Source organism: Methanosarcina sp. 2.H.A.1B.4, assembly GCF_000979385.1.
GTDB lineage: Archaea > Halobacteriota > Methanosarcinia > Methanosarcinales > Methanosarcinaceae > Methanosarcina.
The window spans coordinates 151,055-177,236 of the sequence record NZ_JJOV01000090.1 but is presented as its reverse complement, the minus strand read 5'-3'; the positions used below and the strand labels follow the sequence as shown (position 1 = coordinate 177,236).

The following is a 26,182-nucleotide window of genomic DNA, read 5'->3' as shown; positions in this document are numbered from 1 at the left end:
AGACGTATTAAAAGGAAGATCAATAAATGAAAACCAGAGCAGTTGTAAATTCAAATTCCGTCAATCCTGAAAAAAGTCCGGAAACACGCGGCGTAAAGATCCTTGAAGGAGACCCAAAAAAAGCCATAATCAAACTTGCGGTCCCGATGATTGTTGCGATGTCCGTCCAGACCATTTACCAGCTGGTAGATACTTTCTGGGTTTCAGGGCTTGGAGCGGATGCGCTTGCTGCAATGGGCTTCGTATTTCCTTTCTTTTTCATAAGCATGGCTTTATCCAACGGGCTGGGCATAGGGGGAGGAGCAGCCATCTCCCGAAAGATAGGAGCACGGGATAAAGCAGGAGCAGACAACGTAGCCGTACATACGATTATAATGATGCTGCTTCTCGTTCTGATATTTACCATACCCTTCTATGTTTTTGCCCCCCAGATCTTCACTCTGGCAGGAGCAGGACAAACAACCGATCTTGCAGTAGCTTACGCAAGGGTGATATTCCTCGGGAGCTTAGTAGTTTTTTTCACGAATGTAGCTAACTCCATCCTGAGAGCCGAGGGGGATTCAAAGCGCGCAATGCAGGCAATGATCTTTGGCGCAGTCCTGAATATTATCCTTGACCCTATTTTCATATACACCTTTAAAATGGGAATTGCGGGCGCTGCCTGGGCGACCCTGCTGTCTCTTGCAGTCTCTTCGGTTATGATGCTGAACTGGCTCTTTTTCAGGAAGGATACTTTCGTTTCCTTCGATTTTAAAGACTTCAGCTTTGAAAGAAATATTGTAAATGACATCTTCAGGATTACAATCCCCGCCTCTGCCCAGCAGCTTTCTATGTCATTATCCATGCTTGTACTCAACCTTATTATTGTAAACGTAAGCAATACCGACGGAGTTGCTGTCTACTCCACTGGCTGGCGGATTGCAACAATTGCAATTGCCCCCCTTATAGGGATTGCAACAGCTGTAGTTTCGGTTTCAGGAGCCGCTTTCGGAGCAAAGGACTTTGAAAAAGCAGAAATTGCCCATACCTATGCAATAAAACTGGGCCTCCTCATAGAAAGTGTGGTTGCTGTATTTACTTTTATTTTTGCCCCGCAGATTGCAGCAATTTTCACGCAGACAGCAGAAGCCGCCCATATAGCACCAGACCTCACCCACTTCCTGCGTGTGATCTGTATCTTCTACCCGTCAGTTTCTCTCGGAATGCTCTCGACATCTTTCTTCCAGGGTGCAGGAAAAGGCATGAGCGCGCTTACCGCAAACCTCCTGAGAACCATAGTATTTACCCCGATCTTTGCAGCCTTTTTCGCCTTCAATCTGGATATGGGCCAGGTAGGTGCCTGGTGGGGGATTGTCGTAGGGAACGGAATCGGAGCCGGAATAACCTTTGTCTGGGCAAGACTCTACCTCAACACAATTCTGAAAACAGGATCTTTGAACAAACCTCTGGAACAGGGAGTTTAAAAATTTTTTGGCGAATCTTTTGAGGGAATTCTTCAAAAAATTTTAAACATGTGTGCGGTTATGTCAAGTCTTCAGTTGGTGGGTGATCGTAAGCTGTCAAAATTCGGTTGATGAAAATCGTGGTTTCAAAGTTATTGTGTTTAATCCCTGAAACCCACTTTCCGCAGATGTCCTTTCAATTTTCACCAGTTTTCATGCTATCGTTTTTATCTGAAAACCGTCCTCGTTACTCAAACACGTATTTTTGAAATTTTCCAAAATTCTCGCCTTTTGTCTTCATTGAAAACTTCCAGCAGCTATTTCCAGAAATTTCAGTTGAGATAATAACTGCAGATTTTCGAATAATTCTTCAAAAACGATGCCAGGAAAACGGTTATTTTTTTTGAAGACATCTGCGGAAAGTGGGTTGAAAGATAAATATTCATTTATTAAACCACAATTATTAAATTTGATGAGATTATTCTCATTCCGCTGATTCTAACTTATTAAAATATCTCGATCTGCAATCATGCCGTAGATAAGAAAGTTTAGGGTGATAGTAGAACAAATGAAGATAATTATTATATTTCAAGTATATTAGAATCTTCTTTGTAAATTACTATTTGTTTCTGTGTATTCTATTTTGTCTATATGGATTCATAAGCGTCTTTAAAAGGAGAACTTATTTAAATATTTTATAACTATGGCATGTCAGTTTCATAATCGGATATTAAATGAATAGCTATTAATCTGAGGTGAGCTAGTGGGAAAAATAAAAACAGAAAATAAGAGAATCCGAAACATTGGTATCCGTTGGGTTTTTGGAGTTCTCTTTTTAATTATGTTCTTTAGTGCAATTGTTGAGTTTCATATTATTGCCGGATTACTTTTTCTTTTGGCAGGTATTGTAGCGCTTCCACCAACAGCATATCTATTGGAAAAAAAATTAAATATTTCAATGTCCGGCACCGTAAGATTTTTTGTAGTATTCTTTTTAGTGATTGTAGCTTCCAACTCATTACCTGATGTAGATTCAACTACAGCAATCAATAATAGTACTGATGCAGTAGCTGCACCTCTTACATCTGCTAATGGTACTACCACAATAGCAATGCCGGCATCAGCAGAAACACCTGACAATAAAGGAACAGTGGATATAGTAACAAGTCCAGCAGGTGCTACTGTTACAGTCGATGGAGTTCCACAGGGTTTCTCTCCTGTAAAAGGTTTGTCTGTGGATGAAGGGAATCATATTGTAGACTTATATCTCTCGGGATATAATCCCAAAACATTGACAGTATCCATAACGAATTCAGATCCAAAAACAATAGACTGGACTTTTACCCCATATGTAGATCCTAGTCCAACACCGACAGAAACACCAACCACTGAATCAACACCAACACATGATTATGATAGTTCATTGGTGAGGAATTACGATGTTATACAAGAGAACGATATAAGCATAAAAGCTTTAACTAAGCCTTTATCTGCATACACATCAGAGGAACTTGAGTCCGTGCCACTTAACATGAGAATAGATTACAGAGTTGTAATTTCTCCTGATATTTCAAAAGAAGAACTAAAATCTACATTAATTCGAGTGGTAATGGATAAAACATCTGAAAACAATGATATTGATGAAGTTGTTGTTTTTGCCTATGATAGAAAAGAGGATGTAGATGATGCTTTCACTTTAGGCAAAGTTGAATGGTGTCCAAATGGTGATTGGGGCTCTATGACTCCAGAAATTGCATCTGGTAATGATCGATCTTCTTATCAGTATGTGTTTGATATTAAGGATAAAGTTGGAAATATAGATGCTTCAGATATCCCTACAGAAAGAGAGTATGAAATCTATGATTATTACGAGAAATGCTACGATGATGCATGGATAAATGTCGATTTGAATGATCCAACAGCAGCTCCAGACGAAGATTTATTGATGCAGAAAGTTGCCGAAAAGTATGGAATTACTAAAGAAGAAGCAGGTAGCATTTGTGATAAAGTGACGATTTACAAAATGAATTTATCTGTATGAAAAGTATGATTTAAATCAATAGCTAATGAACCAAAATTCTCAGGGTTCGGAGAATTTTATTGATGTAATTTGGCAAAGATCTTGAATGATATATATTGTAAGTTTGATGAATTTGATAAGAGATCTTGATAATTGGTATTGCCTGATGTTTACTATTATTGAGTATTTCTGTCGATTAAGATAATTTACAATTTAATTTCTATTTATATCACTCAACTTTTTCTTACTCGCTTTCTACTGGCTCTAGTAGTACTATTCTTACTCGCTTCTCTATTCAGTCTTTAGGAACGTATATTCTACCGGAATTATCTGCCTCTTTTACGAGTTTCTCAATTACTTCAAACCCTTCAACTTCGATTTTCATTATGCACTCTGTTTTCATTGTATTGTAAAGTATCTGCATTATTAGGACTAAAATAGGCTGGAAGTGTCCTGTCTGGATCACGTAACAAATATTTATATATTATTAATCGGTAATGAGTTGCCGTTTTCCTGCTGAAGAAAAAAAAAACAGAAATATGTTCAAAAGGTGAGCCAGAATGAAAGAAACAGTTCCGCAAAAGCCTCTGGAACCAGTCCTGCACGGGTTCCTGCTCAGAAACCGCAAGTTTGTCCCATCCTCGAAGATAATAATTCAGAAGCTCTTCGGGCTTATTTCGAGACAGGAAGCATAAATCTAAAAACTTCCCTGAAGTACAGGAAGGGCTAACCAGCTATGACCAAAAGCTGAAATTAAAAATTATTCGGAAGGCGGATCCCTTTACAGACAAAGCTAAAATTTCCTCCACAGAAAAACGCAGAATCTACCTTAACCAATTGGCAGAACAAAACCCAGCAGTCTAAAATTGCCCAGAGTTAAACCTTTGACAATAGAAAAAAGTATTATTTTCTGAAAAAATCTCCCGATAAATACACTGAAATAAAAAACGACCTGATAAAAATCTCTAAAAAACGAACGGAATCTAAAAAAAGGAATCAAAAAAAAGGAATCAAAAAACGGGTTCCAAAAACGAGAATATTCAGGAGCATTTCAGATAAACAAGTCTTCCCAAAAACGTCTTCAATGCTGCCTTCAAAAAATATATTTCAAAGCAACACCCAACAAATGAAGCCAGAATAATTTGAAGAAAACAAATGCGAGACACCAACAACTCCATCCCTTGAGATAAATAACATCTAAAAAACGGAAAGCTTAAAAGTATGAATCCCACCCAAAAAACGTTCAATAATCGGGAAAGGGAAAACGGAGAGAACTGGAAACTGTATCCAGTTCTTTCCAAAAAACGTAACCACTTCGAATTATTTTCTTCTACTCTATTCTGTTAAGGGCTCTCTAGAATTCACCGTTAAACTGAAGTCAATTTCCCCATTTTTCCATTCTGTTTTATCCATTCTGTTCTACTCTGTTTTCAATCACCCTATTAAGAAAGAAGTTGTCCTCTATTTAGAGAAACAACTTAAAATAAGCACATGATATAAACCTGAAAAGCGGAAAAATCAAGAGATTCAGGCAAAAAATACAGCAGACCGCATAGACAATAATGCTGATGCCCATCTCAAAGCCGTGCTGCTCGGAGTAAGCGAAGCCCTGCCAATTGTACAGGGAAAACTGGAACTCGGCACCTGGCAGAGCATCTTTTTTGCCGAGATGGACGGGCCGAGGCACAGGACAGTAAATATGACGATTTTAAAGATAGAATAAGGATAGGGGACCAGGACGAGTTAAAATACAGGATCGAACCGAAAAGTAGCGCAGAACAGCCAAAGAAAAAAAATGAGAACAATAAAATAATAAAAGAAAAAGAAAGTCCCTTAAGGGCTGCCTGAAGAGACTGACTGAGAAGAGTTTTTAGCCTTACTGAAATCGTCCAGACGGGTCTGTTTTTTTCTGCAGATCTCACCCGGGATTTCTACAGGATATTCACCTGTAAGGCAGCCGACACACATGTCGTTCCTATCGCATTCAAGAGCTCTCATAAGCCCTTCAATGCTGAGATAACCGAGAGAATCAGCGTTTATAAGCCCTTCAACCTCTTTTGTAGTCTTGTACGAGGCGATCAGTTCCTGCCTGGTTGCCATATCGATCCCTAGATAGCAGGGGGCAATAATTGCCGGACTTCCGACCCTTGCATGGACTTCTGAAGCTCCCGCCTTCCTGACCATATCTATGATACGCCTGGAAGTCGTGCCGCGGACAATACTGTCGTCAACCAGGACTACACGCTTGCCTTTGATGTTATCCTGAATGGCGTTCATCTTGAGCCTGACTGCAGTTTCACGCAGGTCCTGTCCCGGAAGAATAAATGTGCGCCCTATGTAGCGGTTCTTCATAAGACCTTCCAGGTACATGATTTTGGATTCCCTTGCATAGCCGATTGCAGACGTGATTCCCGAGTCAGGGACAGGAGAAATGATATCAGCATCGACATGATGCTCGCGGGCAAGCTCCCTTCCGATTCTTTCCCGGACCTTGTAGACGAGTTTGCCATCTATGACGGAATCGGGCCTTGCAAAGTAAATGAACTCGAAAACGCAATGTGCAGGATGGGGCTCGCTTGTGAGCTGGTGGCTCTCAAAGCCCGAACCCGTGAAGACCATAACCTCGCCTGGTCTGACGTCTCTAATAAGAGTACCGTTCAGAGTGTCGATGGCCACGCTCTCCGAAAAAACTCCGTATCCGCCGTCAACTTCTCCAAAACAGAGAGGTTTGAAACCGAAGGAGTCCCTGACAGCATACACAATGCCGTTAATGAAGATAACAAGGGAATAAGAGCCAACAAGCTTGCGCATTACGGTCCTGATAGACTCGACAGGGTCATGTTTTATCAGTTCTTTCACAAGCAGGTGACCGATAACCTCAGTATCGGAGTCGCTTATAAAAATCCGGCCTTCGTTTTCCAGCTCATCCTTAAGTTCTCTGGCATTTACCAGATTCCCATTATGGGCAATGGCAACTGTTCCACCCTTGAAGTTCAGGATAAAAGGCTGACAGTTTTCAATCTTTGACCCGCCAGTCGTGGAGTAGCGGACATGCCCGACTCCTGCGTTCCCTATAAGACGCCCCAGGGATTCCTTGTTGTACACATCAGGCACAAGCCCCATGCCCTTGATGGACTTAGGAGACGTACCGTCATGCACCATTATGCCTGTGGACTCCTGTCCTCTATGCTGGAGGGCATACAGAGCGTAATAAAGCTTGAATGCGACAGCATTTGACTGAGGCCTGTCGTCAGGGAGGATTATGCCTGCAACCCCGCATTCTTCTTTCAATCTTAACCTCCGGTGCAGGTAAAAAATAAAGAAAATTGAGCAGGAAAGTTTAATACTTGCACTTTGCCTGCCATTTGTAAGATCTCATGCGGGTTGTTTTTCCGAAACCGCATGAAGTACACTCTTTTGTATGTATGTTTAATGAAACGCTGCCGCATCTTCTGCATTTGGCGTGAGTGCGCTTCTGTCTTTTTCCCATTGATGCCGTGCCTTTACTCATTCCTATATCTCCTTATAAAAATCAACTTATTAGTGTGTAATATTCGATAATTCGAAGCAATTTTGTTTTTTGGAATTAATTCTCAGTCATACAGATTCTGCTGCTCACCGAGGTTTAACGTTAATAGATGAAGTGCTTGATATAGATTACGGAGATACGTATACCACGTTGTCACCGCGAATAACGACACTGCTGAATTTACTTACGACTTCTCCGTCTCTTAATTCTTCAGCGTTGTCAAGCACGAGGTTCATGTGAATATCGTATCCTTTCAGCTCGCCCCTAAACTCACGTGCGCCTTTCAATCTAACAATTACAGGTGTGTCCAGTGCGTTGTTCAAAATATCCAGAGGTCGGTTTGCCATCCTTACAATCCCCTTAAAACATTATAAATCAATTCATTATCTATATCAATATAAATAGTTAATCCAGACTTAAACTGATCGCCGCGCTTAAGTATTTGATTATTTGCATCAAAGTCGCAAATACAATATATAAATGTATCGAAGCAATATATCCTTTTCAGGTTCCAATATATAAAAGAACCCAAAATATAAGAAAAATACTCTTTTCAGGGGAAAAATACAATATTACTAAAACACATTCACTCAACGCTTTCAGAAATGATTTAAAAAGTTTGCAGAAAATAAAACCTGCAAAAAACAGTCCTTCATAAGCTTGCAGAAACATTACGTAATCCAGTTTTTCGAAAGACGGTTTCTTCAAAAGCCAGCTGCCCGGAAGTATCTGCAGTATAGAAATCTCTGCAGAATTATACAGATCACTCTATAGAATAAAATAAAAATTCCTTTGCCCGAGAAACAGAAAAACAAGCTCTGGAAAAAGTCATTCTGGAAAAAGTCAGTATATGCCAGTATATTAAACATATAAAGAGAATATAAAAAAAGAGGAGTATAATGACAGGAAATCCCTTATCCAAAACCCCTATTGTGATGACGATTGCAGGCTCGGATTCAGGAGGTGGAGCCGGAATTGCTGCTGACCTGAAGACCTTTGCCGCATTTGGAGTTCACGGTACCTGTGCCATAACTTCCGTAACTGCCCAGAATACAACAGGAGTTCTTAAGACATTTGACCTTGCCCCTGAAGCTGTTGCAAGCCAGATCGAAGCTGTCTGTACGGATATGAATATCAAATGGGTAAAGACCGGAATGCTTGCCTCATCGGAAATCGTAAAGGAGGTTGCAAAGCAGGTAAAAAAGCACAGGCTTTCCCTGGTGATCGACCCTGTCGTGGCTGCTGAAGCCGGAGGAGACCTCCTGCGAAAAGAAGCTCTTTCAGTCCTTATCGAAGAACTGCTGCCCCTCTGTAAGGTTACGACTCCAAACGCCTCTGAGGCAGGCGCAATTGCAGGAATTCCTGTCAAAACCCATGAAGATGCAAAACTTGCGGCAAGAAAAATTGCAGACCTTGGAGTTGAAGCCGTTATTGTTACAGGAGGGCACCTTGATGCGACGGACCTTCTCTATGAATCCGTTTCCGGCACCTTTACCCGCGTTCCCGGAACTTTTGTCAGAGGAGGAACCCACGGCTCGGGCTGCACCTACTCTGCATCGATGACTGCCTGCCTTGCCTATGGGAATAGTCTGGAAACTGCTGCCAGGAAGGCAAAGAAATTCGTGGAACAGGCAATCCAGAGGAGCCTGCCTGCGGGCAGAGGAGCAGACCCTGTAAACCCCCTCGGAAAGACCCTTGAGGAAAAAGAGCGCTACCTTGCCCTGAAGGATGTAAAAGAAGCGGTATCAATACTTGCAGACAGCCCTGAGTTTGCAAAGCTCATTCCTGAGGTTGGCTGTAACATAGGAAAGGCAATTCCGGGTGCCCGAAATTATGAGGACATTGCGGCTGTAGACGGCAGGATAGTGAGGTACAGAGGAAGGGCAAATCCTGTTGGATGTGTTGACTTTGGAGCCAGCAGGCACGTAGCAAGGGTCGTTTTTGCAGCTCTTCGCGAGAATCCTGACATCAGAGCTGCCATGAATGTAAAATATTCAGAAGAAATCCTTGAAGCCTGCAGGGAAATGGGGCTTGAGATTTCCTCTTTTGACAGATCTAAAGAGCCTGAAGAGGTCAGTACCATGGACTGGGGCACTTCTGAGGCAATTAAAGAATACGGAGGAATGCCTGAAGTAATCTATGATGAAGGAGGAATGGGAAAAGAACCTATGGTCAGGCTTCTCGGTCCGGATGCATCAGAGGTTGCAAAATTTGCAGTGGAACTTGCCAGAAGATTGAGATGACAACTGTAAACAACAACCGTAAACAACAACCGGCGGAAAAGCCGGCACACGTTTTCTTTTTTTCGTTTCCGTAATTTCGAGGGTGATGCTAAGATTCTCAAAGTATAAAGGTGTAGTTTGGAGTTCATACATGCAAAACAGATAACGCTTAAATACATCAAGGTACGATTTTGTACAGAAATAATGTGAAGGAGATTTTCATGGAACAGACAAAGATTATCCTTGATGAAAATGAGATGCCGAAGAAATGGTACAATGTCCTTTCCGACCTTCCCACTCCAATTGATCCACCTCTTGACCCCAGAACCTGGCAGCCTATAAGCCCGGATGCTCTTGAACCAATTTTCCCAAAGGAACTGATCAGGCAGGAAATGAGCAGCGATCGGTATATTGATATTCCCGAGGAAGTGCTTGATATTTACAGGCTCTGGAGACCAAGCCCCCTATTCAGAGCCCATCAGCTGGAGAAAGTTCTCAAGACCCCTGCAAAGATCTATTATAAGTACGAAGGAGTTAGCCCTGCAGGCAGCCACAAAACAAATACCTCCATTGCCCAGGCTTACTATAACATGAAAGAGGGCACTGAGAGGCTCACAACAGAGACGGGAGCAGGGCAGTGGGGAAGTGCACTATCTCTTGCCTGCAATTACTTCGACCTCGAATGCAAAGTCTATATGGTCCGTTCCAGTTACTACCAGAAGCCTTACAGAAAATCCCTTATGACCCTCTGGGGAGGAAATGTAGTGCCTTCCCCAAGCCCGGATACGGAGTTCGGAAGAAAGATCCTGCAGGAGCAGCCTGACACCCCAGGAAGCCTCGGGATTGCAATCAGTGAGGCTGTAGAGGATGCCGTAGCCCACGAGAACACAAAGTATTCCCTTGGAAGTGTGCTTAACCACGTTGTGCTCCACCAGACCGTGACAGGTGCAGAGTGCAAAAAGCAGCTCGAACAGGTCGAAGAATACCCTGATGTGGTTATCGGGTGCTGCGGCGGAGGAAGCAACCTGGGAGGAATCGGGCTTGAGTTCATAAAAGACAGGCTTGAAGGAAAACACAGCGCAAGAGTTGTCGCAGTCGAACCCTCAGCCTGCCCTTCCTTAACAAAAGGAGAGTACAGGTACGACTTCGGAGACACTGCCGAGATGACCCCGCTCCTTAAGATGTACACCCTCGGCCACAAGCATATGCCTCCTGCTATCCATGCCGGAGGACTCCGCTACCACGGCGACTCTCCGATCATAAGTAAACTCTATGCCGAAGGGCTTATAGAAGCTGTTTCATATGATCAATACGATGTTTTTGATGCAGCCGTACAGTTTGCCAGGACAGAAGGAATAGTGCCTGCACCTGAATCGTCCCACGCTATCCGGTGTGCAATTGATGAAGCCCTCGCAGCCAAACAGACAGGGGAAGAAAAGACCATTCTCTTTAACCTGAGCGGGCACGGTCACTTTGACATGGCTTCCTATGACAAATATTTCAGCAGGGAACTTGTCTGAAATAACCGGGATAATAAAGAGCATAAGCTGAAAAACACACAAAAAATAAAGCCTGAAATGTAAAGGCTAAAACGTGAACTTCCCCTGGGCTAAAAACCCAGGGGTTTTACGCTTTGTTCTATAAAGGTTAAAGAGTATAGAATCGGACAGGGATGCCCGTCAGGCGCCCTCTGTTTTTGAGGGAAACTGTTTTCCAGATAATGTGTTTTTTAAAAATGTTTTTATACAGATATTTCCTTGCACCGTGTTACGGGTACACTCTGGCTGCACTTTCAATAGAGCTTGTTACTCAAACTGCTTTCTGTTCAGGATATAAAGGACCATCTTTGGGCTGAGCTTGCTTTCCTTCGTTATTTTTTCGGAAATATTTTCGTCCGGAACTCCTTCTGCTTTCATATTCCTTATTTTACTCATTACTGAAGGAGGGACGATGTAATACTCGTTTATATCCTTTCTGTGCCCCCAGACATCTCCTTCAAGCAGCTGGATCTTTTGCATTCCCAGAAACATCTCCATAGACTTCGAAATCGTCTTTTGATATGATTTCGGAAGCTGGACTATTTCAAGCCTCGGACAGATTTCAACAAGCAAGAAAATATCTTTATTTGAAGGCCTGAACGCAAGGTGAATTACCTTTTCGTTCGGGTTTAAGGAGATAATTTCATCTCTTGAACTAACAACTCTTATTTTCATACCATTCCCCAGACCCTAGTTAAGTTTAAGAATTAATGAAATAAGTTATACGGCAATATTTAAATATTTTTCTCTGTTATGCTTGTAAAATAGGTTTTGTGTCTCAAGAAAATATTTAAAAAAAGTTACATGCAAAAGCAAAAATAAAAATATATAAACTAAAATGCAGGATTTAATGTCTGAAAATCAGCTTGATTTTTTTGAATTGTTGATATAAATATAAAAAAAGAGTAATATAGAAATAAATAATGTGTTATGGAATTAACCTAAGCTGAAACTCTTTAACCGTCTCACCCGTCTGTTAAGATGGTTTTAAAAAGAGTAAAGATAATGGCTATACAGAAAGTCAACTACCCCTGAGCTAAAGACTCAGGTGTTTCATGCTAAGGTTTTATGATTTAAAGGGGAGAGTATAAGCTCCTTTACATTTCGATCCGAGATTCCGCAGATCTATTCAAAAAAAGAACATTTTTTTGCTATCGTTTTTGGAGAATTATGAGGAAATCGGCAGTTATTATCTCAACTGAAGTTTCGGGAAATGGGTGCCGGAAGTTTTCAATGAAGGCAAAATGTAGAAAATTGTGGGATATTTCAAAAACATATGTTTGAGCAATCAGGGCGGTTTTCAGAAAAAACGATGGCAGGAAAAATTGTGAAAAATTGAAAGGACATCTGCGAAAAGTGGGTTCGATGAAAAAGAGCACGTATTTGAATAAGGAAAAGAATTGAGAAAAACATAGATAAATTAGAGAAAAGTTTATTACGGCTGAGAGTTCCATCCCGTAAACTCCTTCTGAGAATAAGTCTGGAAATATATGGAAAACTTTTTAAGACAGTGTCTTAAAAAGTTGACTGCCCCCTTCAGTTAAATTATCTTTCACGGGTACATAGAAAAAACCGATTTGCCCCGAAAAGTTATGGTTGAAAGGGCAGATGAATCCATGCTTAAGGACAATCCCATACTTCAGGACAATCCCATACTTCAGGACAATTCCATACTTCAGGACAATTCCATACTTCAGGACAATTCCATGTTTCTTTTGCTCAGGATATAAAGTATCATGTCCGAATTCAGCTTGCTTTCTCTCGAAAGCTTTTCGGCAATCATCTCATTGGAGAAACGGTCGGCTTTTAATTCCTGAATTTTCTCCATAACATTCTGAGAAACGTTGTAGTATTCGTTTATGTCTTTCCGATGTCCCCATACATCCCCTTCAAGGAGGTTTATCTTCTGCATTTCCAGGAACATTTCTATTGACTTTGAAACAGTCCTTCTGTAGGATTTAGGAAGCTGTATGGCTTCAATTTTAGGGCATGTTTCAGCAAGCATGAATACATCCCTGTTAGACGGCCTGAAAGCAAGGTGGATAACCTTCTCATTCGGGTTTAGGGTAGGAATTTCCTCCCGTGAACTAACCACTCTGATTTTCATATTAATCCCCACTCTCCTTATTTAAGAATTAAATCTTTTTTATTTAAATATCAAATTTTGTTTACGCATTTACATTTTATATACATATCGACTAGCAGAAATATTATTTAGAGGGTTTGTACCCGAAACGGGTTCTAATAGCATCAGCATGTGCCTGCAGACCTTCTTCCTCAGCTAATGCGATTATAGTTTCTTTCAGACTTTCAAGCCCACTCTTACTGATTTTCTGGATACTTGAATATTTAAGAAAGTGGTTGATATTCAGACCGGAATAAATCCTGGCATATCCTGCTGTGGGAAGCACGTGATTGGTACCGGAGGCATAATCTCCAACCGGAACAGGAGCATAGTTCCCTATAAAAATCGATCCGGCATTTTTAATCCTGTCAAGTACGAAATCGGAGTCTTCCACCATAATCTCCAGGTGCTCAGGAGCAAACTTATTGCTGAAGTCAATACCCTGCTCAAGAGAATCTGCAATCAGGACTGCTGCATTTTCAAGAGAAGCTTTTACAATCTCAATTCTTGCAGTGTTTTCAGCCTGAACAAGTACCTCTTTTTTTACAGCTTCTGCAAGAGTCCCGGAAGTGGTTACAAGCACCGAAACTGCACTCGGGTCGTGTTCTGCCTGGGCTATGATATCTGAGGCAACCATGACAGCATCGGCAGAATCGTCTGCCAGAATAAGAACTTCACTGGGACCCGCCGGAAAGTCAATCTCGGCAACATCCCTTACCTGCATCTTGGCAGCTGTCACAAAAACGTTTCCGGGACCTACGATCTTGTCCACCTTCGGGACAGTTTCGGTTCCGTAAGCCATTGCCCCTATTGCCTGCACGCCTCCAAGCTTGAAGACCTTATCTGCCCCTGCAACTTTCGCAGCAGCAAGCGTGAGAGGGTGAACAGAACCGTCAGCCCTCGGAGGAGTGCATACGATAACCTGTCCGACACCCGCAACCCTGGCAGGGATTACTGTCATCAGCACTGTTGAAGGATAGGAAGCCCTGCCCCCCGGAGCATAGGCACCCACACTTTCGAGGGGTGTTGCCTTCTGCCCCAGGATAACCCCGGGCTGAAGTTCCATAAACCAGGTAGTTTCAGGCATCTGGGCTTCATGGAAAGCCATGATATTTGCTGCTGCGGTTTTAAGGTGTCCCATAAGTTCAGGACCGATACCTGACAGGGCTTCTTCAAATTCCTCCTCGCTTACTTCAAAATCAGCAAGTATAACTTTATCAAACTTTTCGGTATATTCCCTGAGCGCAGAATCTCCCCTCGTGCGCACATCAGAAAGTACGGAGGAAACAGTTTTCCCAACATCTGCAAGCCCGGACCCCCGGGAAAGTAATTTCTGCATTTCAGCTTCCGAAACATCAGACAATTTTTTGAATAACATTGTGACCATCTCTGAGATTACCTGGTAAAACCTGATCCAAATTGATCAATAAGTTTGGTATAAGCCTTGTATAAATGATATAATCTGATATAATCTGCTCTCATTAAATCCCTGATCTCATTTAATATTTTACCTCCGGCTCAGAGATAAAAGAACAAAAAATAAGAATTCTGTCCTGTACAACCATATTAGCTATATTAGGTCGTTCTTTCCCCGCTCGACGAAGGAGAGCGGTCTTTCCCATAAAAAAGAAGAGAAAAGCCAGAAAGTAGAAACTACTGTAACGCCCATAAGAAACTAACATGTAATGTGACCGGGAAACCGATGACTTAGATTTCCTTTGCTTTTTCTGCTTTTTTTGCAGGGCCGCCAGCCAAGCTGGCGGAGGCGCTTATATTGACCCGTGAATTGGAAACGGTTTTTTGGAAAAGGATTGTATTCTCTCAGCCCCGGGAGTATTTCTCAAGTGTATTGTTTCTCGTAACTGCAGCGACGTTTTGTCGGGCACCTTTTATCTTTCGGGCAGGCTGGCCTAAGCCCTGTGCAGCGCGAAAGAAGAAAACTGAAAGATTTCCTACGGGATTCCGGAAGAGACAAACCGATTAATCAGGACACCAATGAGTGAAAAATAAAAAAGGAAAGATCAATGACCATAAGGAAAAGATCAAAAATCGTTGATTGTCTTCTGCCCTTCAGGAGAACCTTTTTCAAGAGATCTGGCATCAAGGGCCTCAGGCACTGCCTCTCTTCTTCCGATCTGCTTGAAGATCCTTGCAGCAATCTTCGGCCCTACAAGAGCAGCCACCTGTTCAGGAGAGGCCTCTGCAAGGTCTGCTGTGGACTTGAAGCCTGCCTCATAAAGTTTCCTTGCCCTTACACGTCCGATGCTCCTGATGTCTAGCAGCCCCATCAGTTCAGGGCCTGCGCCGTAATGGATCCGTTTTTCAAGTTCTGCCGCTTCTTTTGCCCCTTTCAGGTCAAGGAGTCTGGCAAGCTGGGCAGCCACGTGCATGATCCACTCGGCAATGTCTGCAGTTGCACGGATGTCTCCTTCCCCTATGTTGAATTTTAAACAGAGCTCATTTTCAGGCTTTTCATGGATCCAGTCCATCAGCAGGAGAGCGGTCTTTACCTCGCTCAGGAACCACTCGTATTCGACAACATTGAAGGGGCTTGGAACCTTTGAGAACTCTTCTGCATGCGCCATTACGTAATCATTGATATCCTGGTAATCCTGGCTCCGCATATACATCAGGCGCATATCAGGCGTACTGCAGACCAGGTGCAGGAGAGTAAGTTCGGTCAGAGTTCCGGCTTCTCTTAAGCCTTTTGCAATAAGGGCTGCAGAAAGGGGGTCAATATAGAGCCTGGAAACAAGTTTTCCGAAACCCGTGGAAATAAGGGAATCGGAATCCTTCTCAAGCATTCCCTCCTGCCGTAAAAAGTTCAGGCATTCATCCACAACCGTGGAAAGCCCGAAATTTGAGTACTGGAAAGCGAAAAAAGTCGCCTCCAGAAAATCCATAAGTTCTTCCCTTGTCCGGGCAAATCCGTTCGAGATAGTTGAAAGCACGTGCGTCCTGAGGGCGTTTTCCGTCCCAAGCTTGGACCAGATATCTTCGGCCCCGGCTTCAATATATTTCTCAAAAAGGAAAACCAATTCCTCGGATGATTTTGCAAGCAATACAGCCTCTCCATAGGGATCAAGCCTCGGCCTTCCTGCTCTTCCTGCCATCTGCTTGTATTCGAGCACAGGGATAGGCTGCATGCCTGCTTCGGAAGAATAACGCCGATAACTCCTTATAATTACACGCCTGGCAGGCAGGTTCAGCCCTGCTGCAAGGGTTGGGGTACTTGAGATAAGCTTTATGAGCCCTTCCCGAAAACCGGTTTCTACAAGTTCCCTCAGAGGGGAGGTAAGGCCTGCGTGGTGAAATGCCGTCCCTGAACGAATGCAGGCTGCAAGAACTGAGGAGGTATCGGTTTCACTGTTTTCCAGGACCTCATCTGCAATCCCTGCAAGAGCTTCTCTGTCTTCTGCGGAAAGAGTCTTTTTAACTGCAGAAGTCGCTTTCTTTGCAAAGCCCATGCAGTTTTTCCTGCTGCTTTCGAAAACAAGGCACTGCCCGCCTTCCTTTAGGGTATCAAGCACAAGGTTTATGGCTTCATCTTTTGTGGGCTGCTCAACAGGTTTTTCCCTGTCCCTGCAGAAAAAAGTCCCGTTAAACAGTACCCCTTCCATAAGTTCGGTGGGCCTCCATTCGCTCACCACAAGTTCGGAATCAAGCCAGGCTGCAAGCTCATCGGCATTCCCGACTGTTGCCGAAAGTGCAAGGATCTGGCAGGAAGGGTTCATTTTTCGAAGTTTTGCAAGAGTGACCTCAAGGGTGGGCCCCCGGTCCGCAGAATCGATAAGATGGACTTCGTCTGCCACAACAACCGAGATCTCCTGCATCCAGGCAGTCTCGTTCCTGAGCAGGGAATCGGTTTTTTCCGATGTGGCTACAATGATGTCGTTAATGCCGATTCCTTCATCCCGCCGGTCATAGTCCCCTGTTGAGATCCCAACCCTGATTCCCAGTTCTGAAAACTCCTGAAACCGCCTGAACTTCTCGGAAGCCAGAGCTCTCAGAGGCACGATATAGAGTGCCTTTCCTCCTGCAAGCACGGACTTCAACATTGCAAGCTCTGCAAGCAGAGTCTTTCCCGAAGCCGTAGGGATTGCAGCAAGCAGGTTTTTCCCTTCAAGCAGTCCCTTTTCAACGGCCTCTGCCTGGGGAGGATATAGTTCAAGAATCCCGGAGTTTTCATAAAAGCGCTTTACTTCAGCGGGCAGGTCGAGACTTTCTATCTTCATTGAAAATCACAAACTCACACATAAGATAAAAAACTATTTTGAAACCACGATACCAGTGCCAAAAACTGCTTTCCTGCAAAAGGTTGAGGCCCCCTTTTAAGGGAACCCCGGAGTTTTTCAGGATATTCTTTTCAGAATATTCAGTGGAAAATCTGGAAAAACTCAGTCTTTTACAGAATCAGTCTTTTGCAGAATAATAGTAGTTTCCGCTTTCCTTCTGCTCCCGGTCAAGCCTTGAGCCAAGGTTGTTTACGCGGGGTCGCCTCGTCTCTTCATCTCTGCGGAAGGTAATGCTCAGGTTTTTCAGGAACCTGTTCATGCCGCTTTCCATACTGAACGGGCCGTGAGCCTCACCATAGACCGAGGGCTTGCCTTCAAAAACAAGGAGGCGCTGGCTGAGCAGATCTATCATATAGATGTCGTGGTCAACGACCATAGCTGTCTTCTGGTTGTTTTCGGCAAAACGGTTTATGACTCTGGTGACCATGGAACGCTGCTCCACATCAAGGTGGGCACTTGGCTCGTCCAGGATATAGAGATCTGCTTCCTGGGACAGGCAGGCAGCAATCGCTACCCTCTGCAGTTCTCCACCACTGAGATCGGTAAGCAGGCTGTCATAGATCCTTTCAAGCTGGAGTGGGTTTGAGATCTCAACCTCATAATAACTGGTCCCGAACCGCTTAGAAATACCTCTCAGGAAGTCCTGAACACTCACAGGAGTATCTGCTTTAATGTACTGGGGCTTGTAGGAGATTTTGACCTCGATTCCGGGGTCCCCTTCTTCAGGCTTGATTTCTCCTGCCAGGACTTTTACAAAAGTTGACTTTCCTATTCCGTTAGGACCAACTATTCCGAGCACTTCCCCTGCACGCAGGTTTCCGCCTGTTGCTTTGAGAGAGAAGCCGTCGCCGTACTTCTTTGAAAAGCTGTTAAAGGAGATCGCAGACTTAAACTGGGCGTCCTCTCTTGGGGGATGGACCTCGAACTTGATAGCTTCCGGCCGGATCCTGATATTTTCTTCAGGAAGGTAGCCTTTAAGGTACTGGTTGATCCCGACACGCACACTTTTCGGAAGAGTAATCACACCAAACCCTGCAGGTTCACCATAGGCGATATGAATTACGTCTGTGAGCATATCCAGGACTGCAAGGTCGTGCTCGACTACGAGCACTGCCCTATCCTTTGAAATTTCCTGAATAAGGCGGGCTACGTTAATCCTCTGGTAGATATCGAGGTAGGGGCTTATTTCGTCAAAGAAATAGAACTGGGCATCCCTTGCCGCACAAGCTGCAATTGCAACCCTCTGAAGTTCCCCACCGCTTAATTCCGAGATTTTTCGCTCGACTACGCTTCTCAGGTCAAGATAATCGACAAGCTCATCCATAACCCCTCTTTCATCGGTTTTTTCAAGGAGCTCGGAGGTCTTGCCTTTGAAAGCTTTGGGGATCAGGTCAACGTACTGGGGCTTCTGGGAAACCTTTACCTTTCCGTCCACAACGGCTTTGAAATAGTCATGAAGTGCCGTGCCGGAATAGTGTTCGAGTACCGTATCCCAATCTCCTTTCTCCTGCCCGAAATTGGGGATCAGGGTCCCGGAAAGGATCTGGACAGATGTACTCTTCCCTATCCCGTTCGGACCCAGAATACCGGTTACCTTCCCTGTCCTCGGCACAGGAAGCCCGAAAAGGGCAAAACCGTTTGTCCCATACCTGTGAGTGGGTTCTTTCAGGGCTTCAGGAAGCCCTATAATCATGATGGCATCGAAAGGACATTTGTTGATGCATATTCCGCAGCCCACACAGAGTTCCTCGGAGATGACCGGCTTTCCGTCTGCCTCAAAAACAATGGTCTCGTCTCCTGTCCTGACTCTGGGACAGTACTTTTCGCACTCCTTGCTGCACCTTCTGGGCTGGCACCTGTCTTTGTTAAGTATAGCTATTCTCATAATAGTCCCCGGAAATTCCGTTTTTTGATTGGTTGAAGTATAAATGAATTTAGTAATATGGGATCATTCGGATGAACCCGGTTGTTTTCATCTTAATTGTCGCAATAACTCAGTAATCACACAAATCAGTAACGATAATTATGATCGAGGTTATAACGCATATAAAGCAATCAAGCATATACAGCAGTTTATCGGTTATGAAATGCCTGCTCTGGTATATGAACCGTTGGAATGCTGCAGGCATGAAATATCATCATGGTAAAGAGCATTATCAAAAATGAAGGTAAAAACCGATAGCAAAAGAGCCGGGGTAAAAAGGCTCTCTTTTAAGGGAAAAGCCTTTTTTGAAGCCCAGGAAAAGATTTTTATCAATTCAGGAGCAGCGTCCAGGTTACAAGGAAGAAGTCTACAACTATAAATTCGACATAAAACCAGTCCTTTAACTTGAATTCCTTGACATCTATCTTAATCAGGGGGTAAACAAGCCTCTGGACGTAATATGTGATTCCGATAATGATCATGAGTATGACATACCAGATCCGGTCTTCGCCCGCTCCATACTGGCTGAACATTACAACCCCGGCGATTATTCCAAGTATTGAAGAAACAATTGTTTTTATAATTCCATCCCTGTGAGCTTTCTGCTTTTCTTCAGGGGTCTTTTGCTTGGCAAGGATCTTTTTTTCTGGAGCCTCAACACTTGCTGGAACACTTTCTACGGAAGCCTCGGTAACATTTACGAGTTCCTTTCTGGACTTTGACTTTGGGGTTTGTTTACTCAACCTGCATTCTCTCCTGAACGGCAATTATCTTTCCTGGGAATGTAGTATTAATTAAAAGCTTAAAATGATTAAAAATGGAATTATAGATTTCAATAATCATATTTGATTCGGTGATATTAATTAATAGTTAAATTAGAGTTAAATTTGATCCTGCAGACTTAAATTATTAGACTGGAACTTAAATTATTAGACTGGAACTTAAATTATTAGACTGGAACTTAAATTATTAGACTGGAACTTAAATTATTAGACTGGATTATTAGGCTGGATTATTAGGCTGGAGTCTGAAATTTGAATTGAAACCTGTCAGACCGGAGTTATAAGATTAAAGTACCAGATTTAGATCATCATATTTAAATTTTTAGAATTAAATTATTAGGACTGAATTTAAGGGATTTAAATAAATTCATTGCTTAAAACATTACCTATCTGATCTATGGATATCGAATCGATCCCTATTGAATTTAAATGTTTTGAAAATTTTGAAGGCCTGTGCCCTGCCGGGTGGTAAACAAGAGTAACCTCCGGGTTGAGTTTTCTGACCATATCCTCAAGCCCGCACGCATCGAGGTGGTCACTTATCTTAATAATAGGATACGGATAATCAGCACGGCAGCTCAGCACGTACTTTTTCACATTCCACGGAAGCTTGTTAAGGTCCCAGGGAGTCACCACGAAAACATCATCCCCACCCCCGGAGTCAAGCCCTGCAAGTTCCCCTGCATCCTCAAGCATGCTCCGCGTAAGCGCCCTGGTCCTTGCTTCCATACGGATTGCGCCATCGTACCCGAAGCCTCTTATTAATTCAACCGCACGCTGGGTTTTTCCGAACTCATATGCCCCGAAGGCAACAGGGCCGCTCTCAAAAAGGGCGCATTTCATGCTGTCAAGGTCATCCGCAAAATGACAGGAAGGGTCTTCAGGGTCCCCATAGTTAGCTTCAGTAATAAGGACATCGCAGGGAGGAAGCTTGCTGGCATCCTTGACATCCCCTGTGACCAGGATTCTTGTCCCTACATCGTTTTCCCAGTAAAAAGCCGTGGAGCCGACAGTGTGTTCCGTAGGGCAAGTCCTTACCCTGACCCCTTCAATGTCAATTTCATCCCCGAGCCTGCACATGCTGCCCGCGTACTTTTTGTCGTGCCTGATTTCAAGAGCAGTTGCTGTCTTTTCCGTACAAACTGCCCGCGGAGAGAGCATAGCTGATTTTCCGTGATGATCGGAATGAGCATGGGTAATAAGATAGGCATCGGGCTGGGGGTACTTTCCCGGAGTCCGGGTAGTATCAATAGAAAAGGTACGTAAATCTCCCTCACTGCCTCTGAAACGGATTGAGACATGGGGTTTAAAGGTTCCTCGGGAGTTACGCTGTCTGAGTGCGAGCACACCAAGGTCAATTAACTTTTTAGAAATCACGCCAATCTTTGAGGAGATAATACTTAAGGTATTTAAGTGTAGGGAAAAGGCGTGTAGATTAGTGACTTATTATTTTACTATAATAAACTCACGAAGTAAGTACACTTTTAATACAGGTGGGATCAAGCTGAACCGGGAGCATGGCAAGAAATAACTGAAGAGGTCATAGCTAAAGAGGTCATAGCTGAAGAGGTCATAACTAAAGAGGTCATAGCTGAAGAGGTCATAGCTGAAGAGACCATAACTGAAGAGGTCATTTTGGTTATTTTTGTGCAATACCAACCAATTAACCAGGAAGCACCGCATTTGTAACTTATCAAAAGGAACATAACATGAGAGATGGTTCACCGATGCCTGTACTTAGCATAATTGCCTGTGAAATGCTTGAAGATGAACTTGTTTATGTTCTCTCTAAAGATCAGAATGCCGTACGGTTGATCATAGTTGAAAAAAGGCAATGTTTCAGGTTTGTTCGAAAGCTTAAATCCAGAAATTGCCAGGTCAGGCTTTTTCCTTCGGACCGGATATCTTTTTTCATAAAACAGATGCATAGTCCCGCATCCATGAAAATTCCGAATTTTCTATTGAAGTTTCCATTTTTTGGAGAAATACATGAGAATATGAAGGAAAAGAACAGAGGGAAGGCAAAAAACAGAGAAACAATCACCGTAGTGGTAAACATTCTGAAGCTTGGCCTGCATGCAGATTGTGACCTTTTAAAGTCTGAAATCTACCGAAATATGAAGGAAATGGCAGATTTTTCAGATGGCATTCTTATTTTTTATGGGAACTGCGGACGCTCGTTAAGGAGCCTGGAAGCTAATTTCAAAGATTTTAATTGCCCCCTCTATTTTCTCGAAGATGAAAAAGGAGACATTGTGGATGACTGCATCAGTGTAGCTCTTGGAGGCAATGATGCCTATGCTGAACTTATGCAGAGTGGAAACGGCACAGGCATGTTCTACCTGACCCCGATGTGGGCCTCCAGCTGGAAAGAGATGAAAAATGAATCAGGCGGTACTTCTGACGTCGATGAAAGTTTTTTGAAAAATCCTTTGTATAAAAAAGTTGTCAAAATCAGTAATGAAATCTCCAGAGGAGAAGAATTCGATAAAAATGTCTTAAATTTTGCCCGGACTTTTGATATGAGCGTTGTTGAAAAGAAAGGCAGTATGGAAATTGCAAGGAAATCCTATCAGAATGCCAGGAACAATGTCTGCAAAAAATGTTCCACTTCGCCTTAAAAAGAAGATTTAACCTGGAGATTAGATACTAAATACGAAATGTGGAATCGATTAGCTTTACAATCCAATCTCCAGCAAAGTTTTAAGGGTATGCCCCAGGGGAAATCAGGCAGTAGCTTCCTTATTCAGGATATAACCAACCATTTCAGGGTTCAGCTTGCTTTCCCTTGAAACCTTTTTCTCAATCTCCTCAGTGGATTTACCTTCGAATTTCATTTCTTTAATCTTTTCAATCACTGAGATTGGAATGCTGTAGTATTCGTTTATATCCTTCCTGTGCCCCCAGACATCCCCTTCGAGAAGCTGGATTCTCTGCATCTGAAGGAACATTTCTATGGATTTTGAGACTGTACGCATGTAAGATTTCGGTAACTGTATTACCTCAATCTTCGGGCAGGTTTCAACCAATCCAAAGATGTCCTTGTTAGAAGGCCTGAAAGCCAGGTGTACGATACGTTCATTCGGATTAAGTGTAAAGATTTCTTCTCTTGAGCTAACTACTCTTATTCTCATGTTTTTCCCCCACTATAGGTTGTTTTATGTTTTAAGTTGTTTTATGTTTTAAGTTGTTTTATGTTTTACTATATTAGAAAGTACTTATACTTATTATAAATAGTTATCTTATTGCACTAACATTATTTAGATAGTATATTAGTTGTCTACTTAAATTAAGCCCTGGGAAATAGCCTTAAAAAGCCTTAAAAAGCCTTAAAAAAGATTAAAACCGCTTTTTGCAGGTAGATTTTTTGATTTCACGTCAGTTTTTGCCATTTTTCATGCTAAAAATATTTTTGGATACTACTTGAATTATTCTGATTTGAGCTCCTGATATATTATTTTTCAACTTGAAGCTTAACTGAGATTTTATAGAAAGAAGGAAAATTAAGCTCCGATCAGAATTGGTAAAAATCTGTTGGGTTCAGTGCATCAAAAAGAAAGAACTTCAGGATAAATATTGGGAGAAATATCAGGAAATATAAAGAGAAATCAGGAAATATAAAGAGAAATATCAGGAAATATAAAGAGAAATATTTCAGGAATAAAAACCTCCGGCTGAGGGAGCTGTAAAAGAAGTCTTCTAAAAAGAACTCGGTTAAAAAGTTGTGCGCCCTCAGGTTCCCTGAACCCCGGGCGGCTGTTTTCAGAAAAAATACAGGGATCAGAGAAGTTTATCGAGTTCGGATGCCAGTACACTGCCCTGGGTTACACCCATATAGCGCTTTACTTCAGTCCCGTCCTTCTCAATGATCAGGGTCGGGACAGCGTGTATGCTGTACTTTGAGGCAAGCTCCTGGTTTTCATCCACGTCGACAACCTTGAATTCAACCTTATCTCCGTATTTTTTTTCGAGCTCTTCAAGAATAGGTTTTTGCATCCTACAAGGTCCACACCATGTTGCGGAAAAGTCCAATAACATAGGTTTCATAAAATCACCTGCAATACTTGAAACGTCTGAGACTTTTTCAGTTTTTAGTTTATCTACTCTGGTAAACGTGCAAAGGAATCGTACATATGCGTCCGTACGGCACAGATGCCAGAACCCAACCCAGAACGATAAATGACCTGAAGATGGAATTACCAGATACAGGATCGGGACTCAATTTATTGTATATATTATCGCCGAGGATATATAACGCTTATCTCAGTCCTGCGAGCTCGCTTTAAAACATATTTCGAAAAGGAAGTACAGGCAAGCTTTCTACTGATTCTTTTTTTCCGGATATTCTTTCCGGCCTTTAATAATGTTGCCGAAATACATGCACCCTTCCATTGAGATTGTTGGCATCTCCGAAGACTCATCAACCATTTTTACCGGAGCGCCCCGGATAAGCACGCAGGGGACCCTTTCTCCGGCTTCCCCCATAAGGAGTTCAGCTGCGGAAACCAGGTTGTCTGCCACTGCTTTGTGAGTCAGGAGGAGGGGCTTATCATAAATATCAAAAGTGCCCCTTGCATCCTCCACAGGCACAAAACCTGAAACTCCGAGTGCAATCCCTGTGCAGCCTAACCGCAGGGGCTGAGTCCTGCTGTCCCCTATAATCACTCCCAGCCTGCAGGAGTAACGCTGCTCAAGCCTTTTCCGGATGTTCTCGGAACTTCTTCTCGGGTCCTTCGGGAGCAGGACTACGTGGCCGTCAGGAGCGTTTGAAGCATCTATTCCAGCATTGGGAGAGAGGATACCTTTTGTGATAGTAAGTGCGGCTCCGGGAACGCCACCGAAAAGCTCATCACATTCCTGAAGCACAAGCTCCATTTCCCTCGGGTCTATCCCATATTTTTCCCCGAGAGATAATGCTCTTTCTCCTGGCATGACGCTGGCAAGCTCGACAATTCTATTTTCCGCTGTGGCAACAGCAGATTCAGCCAGCACAATAACATCCCCGTCAACTGGAATAATGCCAGCGTCCTGCAGCGAAACTTCAAGGGTCTGCACGATATCGTCCCCTGCTCTGATGATAGGGGTCTTAATCCCGAACATCTGGATGGAAGTGATTTCTGGACTCATTTTAATGCCTTTAAAAACTGTGATTAATCTCGATATTCAGAAACATAAAATCAATATGGACAGAATCAAACCGTAAAATACCGAAAGGTATTGATAAATGTATCCAAAGGCTCCGGAAAACCCCTACGGCAGGATGAAAAACTTTGAAATGAGGAAACCCCCCCTGGAAAAATTAACCTGATAAACTAAAAGTGACTTAACGATAGCTCAAAATCGGACCTGAAATAACTTTTCCCAGAGGGGCTATATTCAGACAGTTGCCGTAAGCGAATGCTTCAGTTCACTGTAACACATTTCGAAGATAGCCTGATCAGTTTCGATTTCTGTAATTCCAAACCCATAGAAAGCTGCAAATTCCCTTGCCCTGGAATCGAAATTCTGCTGATAGTTTAAGCCGGTATTAATCTTTGCTACTTGAGTATATCTGGCAGCCCGAAATACCAGCTTTGACTCTTCAAGATTTTCCAGGCTCCGGGCAAACCCATTAGCTACGACCATTTTTTCCCAGTTGGCAGCCCACATGGGAGTAATCATGAAAACCCTTTCGCCCCCGAAACCCTTTATTTTTTCCACGAAAGCTCTTTTGCCCCCCAGGGTCGCACAGATGCAGTCATCAACGATGTTTCCTTCGGGGTCCCTGAGCAATGCGAGAGGACATTCAAGATACTTGAAATCGTCCTCGATATCTTTGAGCAAGTTACCGCAAAGCCCATAGAACAAAAGCATCCCGTCTGAGAAGAGCGACATCCTCAGAATCGCATCATATACGTTCGTTTTCAGCATAGTACGCTTTTTTCCCATGCCAACGACTTCAAGGATGTTGAGCACAAGCATGAGGCCCTCGCCGTCCACATGCTTCACATCCTTAAGGCACCTGTGCGCCTCGACATTATTAAGAGTCAATTCCCGGCAGGGACAGCCAATTTCACCAAACTTCCGTACAATGTCCTCCGAACTCCCGTTTTTCAATATTAGAACTTCATCCACCTCTTCATCATGCTCCACGAGATGAACAATTTCATCCTCAAAGATTTTGCATGATATGATACCCATTATCCTCATTGTGACCTCCTTATCTGGTCCCCTGGCTCTGGAAAAACTCTAAATTCACCCGCAAATCCAGATTCCAGAAAGAAACAGAAAAAAAACCCATCACCAACACCCTAAAAAACCCACAC

At 43.1% G+C, this 26,182-nt stretch carries 23 protein-coding genes; 8 read left to right on the top strand and 15 right to left on the bottom strand.

Going from position 1 to position 26,182, the window contains the following annotated elements; translation table 11 throughout:
• Positions 1 to 26 precede the first annotated feature (26 nt).
• Together EO92_RS15345 and EO92_RS15340 are read left to right on the top strand one after the other, a co-directional pair.
• On the top strand, positions 27 to 1,463 hold the full coding sequence (locus EO92_RS15345) for an MATE family efflux transporter (protein WP_048172924.1): 1,437 nt from the start codon (positions 27 to 29) through the stop codon (positions 1,461 to 1,463).
• Positions 1,464 to 2,205: 742 nt separating this feature from the next.
• A complete protein-coding gene (locus EO92_RS15340) occupies positions 2,206 to 3,483 on the top strand; it encodes a PEGA domain-containing protein (protein WP_048172922.1) in 1,278 nt (425 codons plus the stop codon).
• A 274-nt stretch (positions 3,484 to 3,757) separates the two neighbouring features.
• On the opposite strand, the gene EO92_RS17990 is transcribed toward EO92_RS15340, so the two are convergent.
• Positions 3,758 to 3,847, bottom strand: a complete 90-nt coding sequence (locus EO92_RS17990; RefSeq protein WP_200896789.1) for a DUF2080 family transposase-associated protein — start codon at positions 3,845 to 3,847, stop codon at positions 3,758 to 3,760.
• A 175-nt stretch (positions 3,848 to 4,022) separates the two neighbouring features.
• Here EO92_RS17990 and EO92_RS18860 point away from each other — a divergent pair, with 175 nt between their 5' ends.
• On the top strand, positions 4,023 to 4,157 hold the full coding sequence (locus EO92_RS18860; protein WP_255350210.1) for a hypothetical protein: 135 nt from the start codon (positions 4,023 to 4,025) through the stop codon (positions 4,155 to 4,157).
• Between the two features lie 830 nt (positions 4,158 to 4,987).
• Positions 4,988 to 5,185 carry a secondary thiamine-phosphate synthase enzyme YjbQ gene (locus tag EO92_RS17310; RefSeq protein ID WP_255350354.1) on the top strand — a complete coding sequence of 66 codons (198 nt, stop codon included), beginning with the start codon at positions 4,988 to 4,990 and terminating at the stop codon, positions 5,183 to 5,185.
• A gap of 110 nt (positions 5,186 to 5,295) precedes the next feature.
• Here EO92_RS17310 and purF read toward each other — a convergent pair whose 3' ends face one another.
• The 3 genes from purF to EO92_RS15330 all read right to left on the bottom strand — a co-directional run bounded on the left by purF (position 5,296) and on the right by EO92_RS15330 (position 7,338).
• On the bottom strand, positions 5,296 to 6,753 hold the full coding sequence (gene purF / locus EO92_RS15335; protein WP_048172919.1) for an amidophosphoribosyltransferase: 1,458 nt from the start codon (positions 6,751 to 6,753) through the stop codon (positions 5,296 to 5,298).
• A 49-nt stretch (positions 6,754 to 6,802) separates the two neighbouring features.
• Entirely contained in the window at positions 6,803 to 6,973 is a 171-nt protein-coding gene (locus EO92_RS17305; RefSeq protein ID WP_082098527.1) for a 50S ribosomal protein L37e, read from the bottom strand.
• Positions 6,974 to 7,119: 146 nt separating this feature from the next.
• On the bottom strand, positions 7,120 to 7,338 hold the full coding sequence (locus EO92_RS15330) for an LSm family protein (RefSeq protein WP_011023130.1): 219 nt from the start codon (positions 7,336 to 7,338) through the stop codon (positions 7,120 to 7,122).
• A 552-nt stretch (positions 7,339 to 7,890) separates the two neighbouring features.
• On the opposite strand from EO92_RS15330, the gene thiD reads away from it, so the two are divergent.
• A complete protein-coding gene (gene thiD / locus EO92_RS15320) occupies positions 7,891 to 9,234 on the top strand; it encodes a bifunctional hydroxymethylpyrimidine kinase/phosphomethylpyrimidine kinase (RefSeq protein WP_048172909.1) in 1,344 nt (447 codons plus the stop codon).
• A gap of 200 nt (positions 9,235 to 9,434) precedes the next feature.
• Positions 9,435 to 10,733, top strand: coding sequence for a TrpB-like pyridoxal phosphate-dependent enzyme (locus EO92_RS15315; protein WP_048172906.1), 1,299 nt, complete (start codon positions 9,435 to 9,437; stop codon positions 10,731 to 10,733).
• A 285-nt stretch (positions 10,734 to 11,018) separates the two neighbouring features.
• On the opposite strand, the gene EO92_RS15310 is transcribed toward EO92_RS15315, so the two are convergent.
• Positions 11,019 to 11,426 (bottom strand): DUF1699 family protein, encoded by a 408-nt coding sequence (locus tag EO92_RS15310; protein WP_048172904.1) that lies wholly within the window; start codon positions 11,424 to 11,426, stop codon positions 11,019 to 11,021.
• Positions 11,427 to 12,343: 917 nt separating this feature from the next.
• Between EO92_RS15310 and EO92_RS17985 the strand changes: the two genes are divergently transcribed.
• Positions 12,344 to 12,481, top strand: a complete 138-nt coding sequence (locus EO92_RS17985; RefSeq protein WP_156165858.1) for a hypothetical protein — start codon at positions 12,344 to 12,346, stop codon at positions 12,479 to 12,481.
• Here the strand turns inward: EO92_RS17985 and EO92_RS15300 are convergent.
• The 6 genes from EO92_RS15300 to EO92_RS15275 form a co-directional block, all read right to left on the bottom strand.
• A complete protein-coding gene (locus tag EO92_RS15300) occupies positions 12,445 to 12,858 on the bottom strand; it encodes a DUF1699 family protein (RefSeq protein ID WP_048136335.1) in 414 nt (137 codons plus the stop codon). The genes EO92_RS17985 and EO92_RS15300 overlap by 37 nt on opposite strands.
• A 103-nt stretch (positions 12,859 to 12,961) precedes the next feature.
• Positions 12,962 to 14,263 (bottom strand): histidinol dehydrogenase, encoded by a 1,302-nt coding sequence (gene hisD / locus EO92_RS15295; RefSeq protein ID WP_048172902.1) that lies wholly within the window; start codon positions 14,261 to 14,263, stop codon positions 12,962 to 12,964.
• 655 nt (positions 14,264 to 14,918) lie between these two features.
• The gene (locus EO92_RS15290) at positions 14,919 to 17,111 is read right to left on the bottom strand and encodes an ATP-dependent DNA helicase (RefSeq protein WP_048172900.1); all 2,193 of its coding nucleotides are present in this window, start codon (positions 17,109 to 17,111) and stop codon (positions 14,919 to 14,921) included.
• Between the two features lie 178 nt (positions 17,112 to 17,289).
• The gene (locus EO92_RS15285) at positions 17,290 to 19,056 is read right to left on the bottom strand and encodes a ribosome biogenesis/translation initiation ATPase RLI (protein ID WP_048172898.1); all 1,767 of its coding nucleotides are present in this window, start codon (positions 19,054 to 19,056) and stop codon (positions 17,290 to 17,292) included.
• 368 nt (positions 19,057 to 19,424) lie between these two features.
• Entirely contained in the window at positions 19,425 to 19,838 is a 414-nt protein-coding gene (locus EO92_RS15280; protein ID WP_048172896.1) for a hypothetical protein, read from the bottom strand.
• Positions 19,839 to 20,234: 396 nt separating this feature from the next.
• Complete coding sequence (locus tag EO92_RS15275) at positions 20,235 to 21,254, bottom strand: MBL fold metallo-hydrolase (RefSeq protein WP_048172894.1); 1,020 nt, start codon at positions 21,252 to 21,254, stop codon at positions 20,235 to 20,237.
• A gap of 332 nt (positions 21,255 to 21,586) precedes the next feature.
• On the opposite strand from EO92_RS15275, the gene EO92_RS15270 reads away from it, so the two are divergent.
• Complete coding sequence (locus EO92_RS15270; RefSeq protein ID WP_369793163.1) at positions 21,587 to 22,498, top strand: DUF1638 domain-containing protein; 912 nt, start codon at positions 21,587 to 21,589, stop codon at positions 22,496 to 22,498.
• 105 nt (positions 22,499 to 22,603) lie between these two features.
• On the opposite strand, the gene EO92_RS15265 is transcribed toward EO92_RS15270, so the two are convergent.
• The 4 genes from EO92_RS15265 to EO92_RS15250 form a co-directional block, all read right to left on the bottom strand.
• Entirely contained in the window at positions 22,604 to 23,011 is a 408-nt protein-coding gene (locus tag EO92_RS15265; protein WP_048172891.1) for a DUF1699 family protein, read from the bottom strand.
• A 646-nt stretch (positions 23,012 to 23,657) separates the two neighbouring features.
• Entirely contained in the window at positions 23,658 to 23,924 is a 267-nt protein-coding gene (gene trxA / locus EO92_RS15260) for a thioredoxin (RefSeq protein ID WP_048132958.1), read from the bottom strand.
• Between the two features lie 273 nt (positions 23,925 to 24,197).
• Positions 24,198 to 25,004 (bottom strand): coenzyme F420-0:L-glutamate ligase, encoded by an 807-nt coding sequence (cofE, locus tag EO92_RS15255; protein WP_200896788.1) that lies wholly within the window; start codon positions 25,002 to 25,004, stop codon positions 24,198 to 24,200.
• Between the two features lie 249 nt (positions 25,005 to 25,253).
• Entirely contained in the window at positions 25,254 to 26,066 is an 813-nt protein-coding gene (locus tag EO92_RS15250) for a DUF1638 domain-containing protein (RefSeq protein WP_052733513.1), read from the bottom strand.
• Between the last annotated feature and the right edge of the window lie 116 nt (positions 26,067 to 26,182).

Excerpts from the sequence above, each read along its gene's own strand:
- EO92_RS15345 (WP_048172924.1), top strand. The coding sequence starts at position 27 with ATGAAAACCAGAGCAGTTGTAAATTCAAATTCCGTCAATCCTGAAAAA.
- EO92_RS17990 (WP_200896789.1), bottom strand. The coding sequence starts at position 3,847 with ATGAAAATCGAAGTTGAAGGGTTTGAAGTAATTGAGAAACTCGTAAAA.
- EO92_RS18860 (WP_255350210.1), top strand. The coding sequence starts at position 4,023 with ATGAAAGAAACAGTTCCGCAAAAGCCTCTGGAACCAGTCCTGCACGGG.
- EO92_RS17305 (WP_082098527.1), bottom strand. The coding sequence starts at position 6,973 with ATGAGTAAAGGCACGGCATCAATGGGAAAAAGACAGAAGCGCACTCAC.
- EO92_RS15330 (WP_011023130.1), bottom strand. The coding sequence starts at position 7,338 with ATGGCAAACCGACCTCTGGATATTTTGAACAACGCACTGGACACACCT.
- thiD (WP_048172909.1), top strand. The coding sequence starts at position 7,891 with ATGACAGGAAATCCCTTATCCAAAACCCCTATTGTGATGACGATTGCA.
- EO92_RS15315 (WP_048172906.1), top strand. The coding sequence starts at position 9,435 with ATGGAACAGACAAAGATTATCCTTGATGAAAATGAGATGCCGAAGAAA.
- EO92_RS15310 (WP_048172904.1), bottom strand. The coding sequence starts at position 11,426 with ATGAAAATAAGAGTTGTTAGTTCAAGAGATGAAATTATCTCCTTAAAC.
- EO92_RS17985 (WP_156165858.1), top strand. The coding sequence starts at position 12,344 with ATGGTTGAAAGGGCAGATGAATCCATGCTTAAGGACAATCCCATACTT.
- EO92_RS15300 (WP_048136335.1), bottom strand. The coding sequence starts at position 12,858 with ATGAAAATCAGAGTGGTTAGTTCACGGGAGGAAATTCCTACCCTAAAC.
- hisD (WP_048172902.1), bottom strand. The coding sequence starts at position 14,263 with ATGGTCACAATGTTATTCAAAAAATTGTCTGATGTTTCGGAAGCTGAA.
- EO92_RS15290 (WP_048172900.1), bottom strand. The coding sequence starts at position 17,111 with ATGAAGATAGAAAGTCTCGACCTGCCCGCTGAAGTAAAGCGCTTTTAT.
- EO92_RS15285 (WP_048172898.1), bottom strand. The coding sequence starts at position 19,056 with ATGAGAATAGCTATACTTAACAAAGACAGGTGCCAGCCCAGAAGGTGC.
- EO92_RS15270 (WP_369793163.1), top strand. The coding sequence starts at position 21,587 with ATGAGAGATGGTTCACCGATGCCTGTACTTAGCATAATTGCCTGTGAA.
- EO92_RS15265 (WP_048172891.1), bottom strand. The coding sequence starts at position 23,011 with ATGAGAATAAGAGTAGTTAGCTCAAGAGAAGAAATCTTTACACTTAAT.
- trxA (WP_048132958.1), bottom strand. The coding sequence starts at position 23,924 with ATGAAACCTATGTTATTGGACTTTTCCGCAACATGGTGTGGACCTTGT.
- cofE (WP_200896788.1), bottom strand. The coding sequence starts at position 25,004 with ATGAGTCCAGAAATCACTTCCATCCAGATGTTCGGGATTAAGACCCCT.
- EO92_RS15250 (WP_052733513.1), bottom strand. The coding sequence starts at position 26,066 with ATGAGGATAATGGGTATCATATCATGCAAAATCTTTGAGGATGAAATT.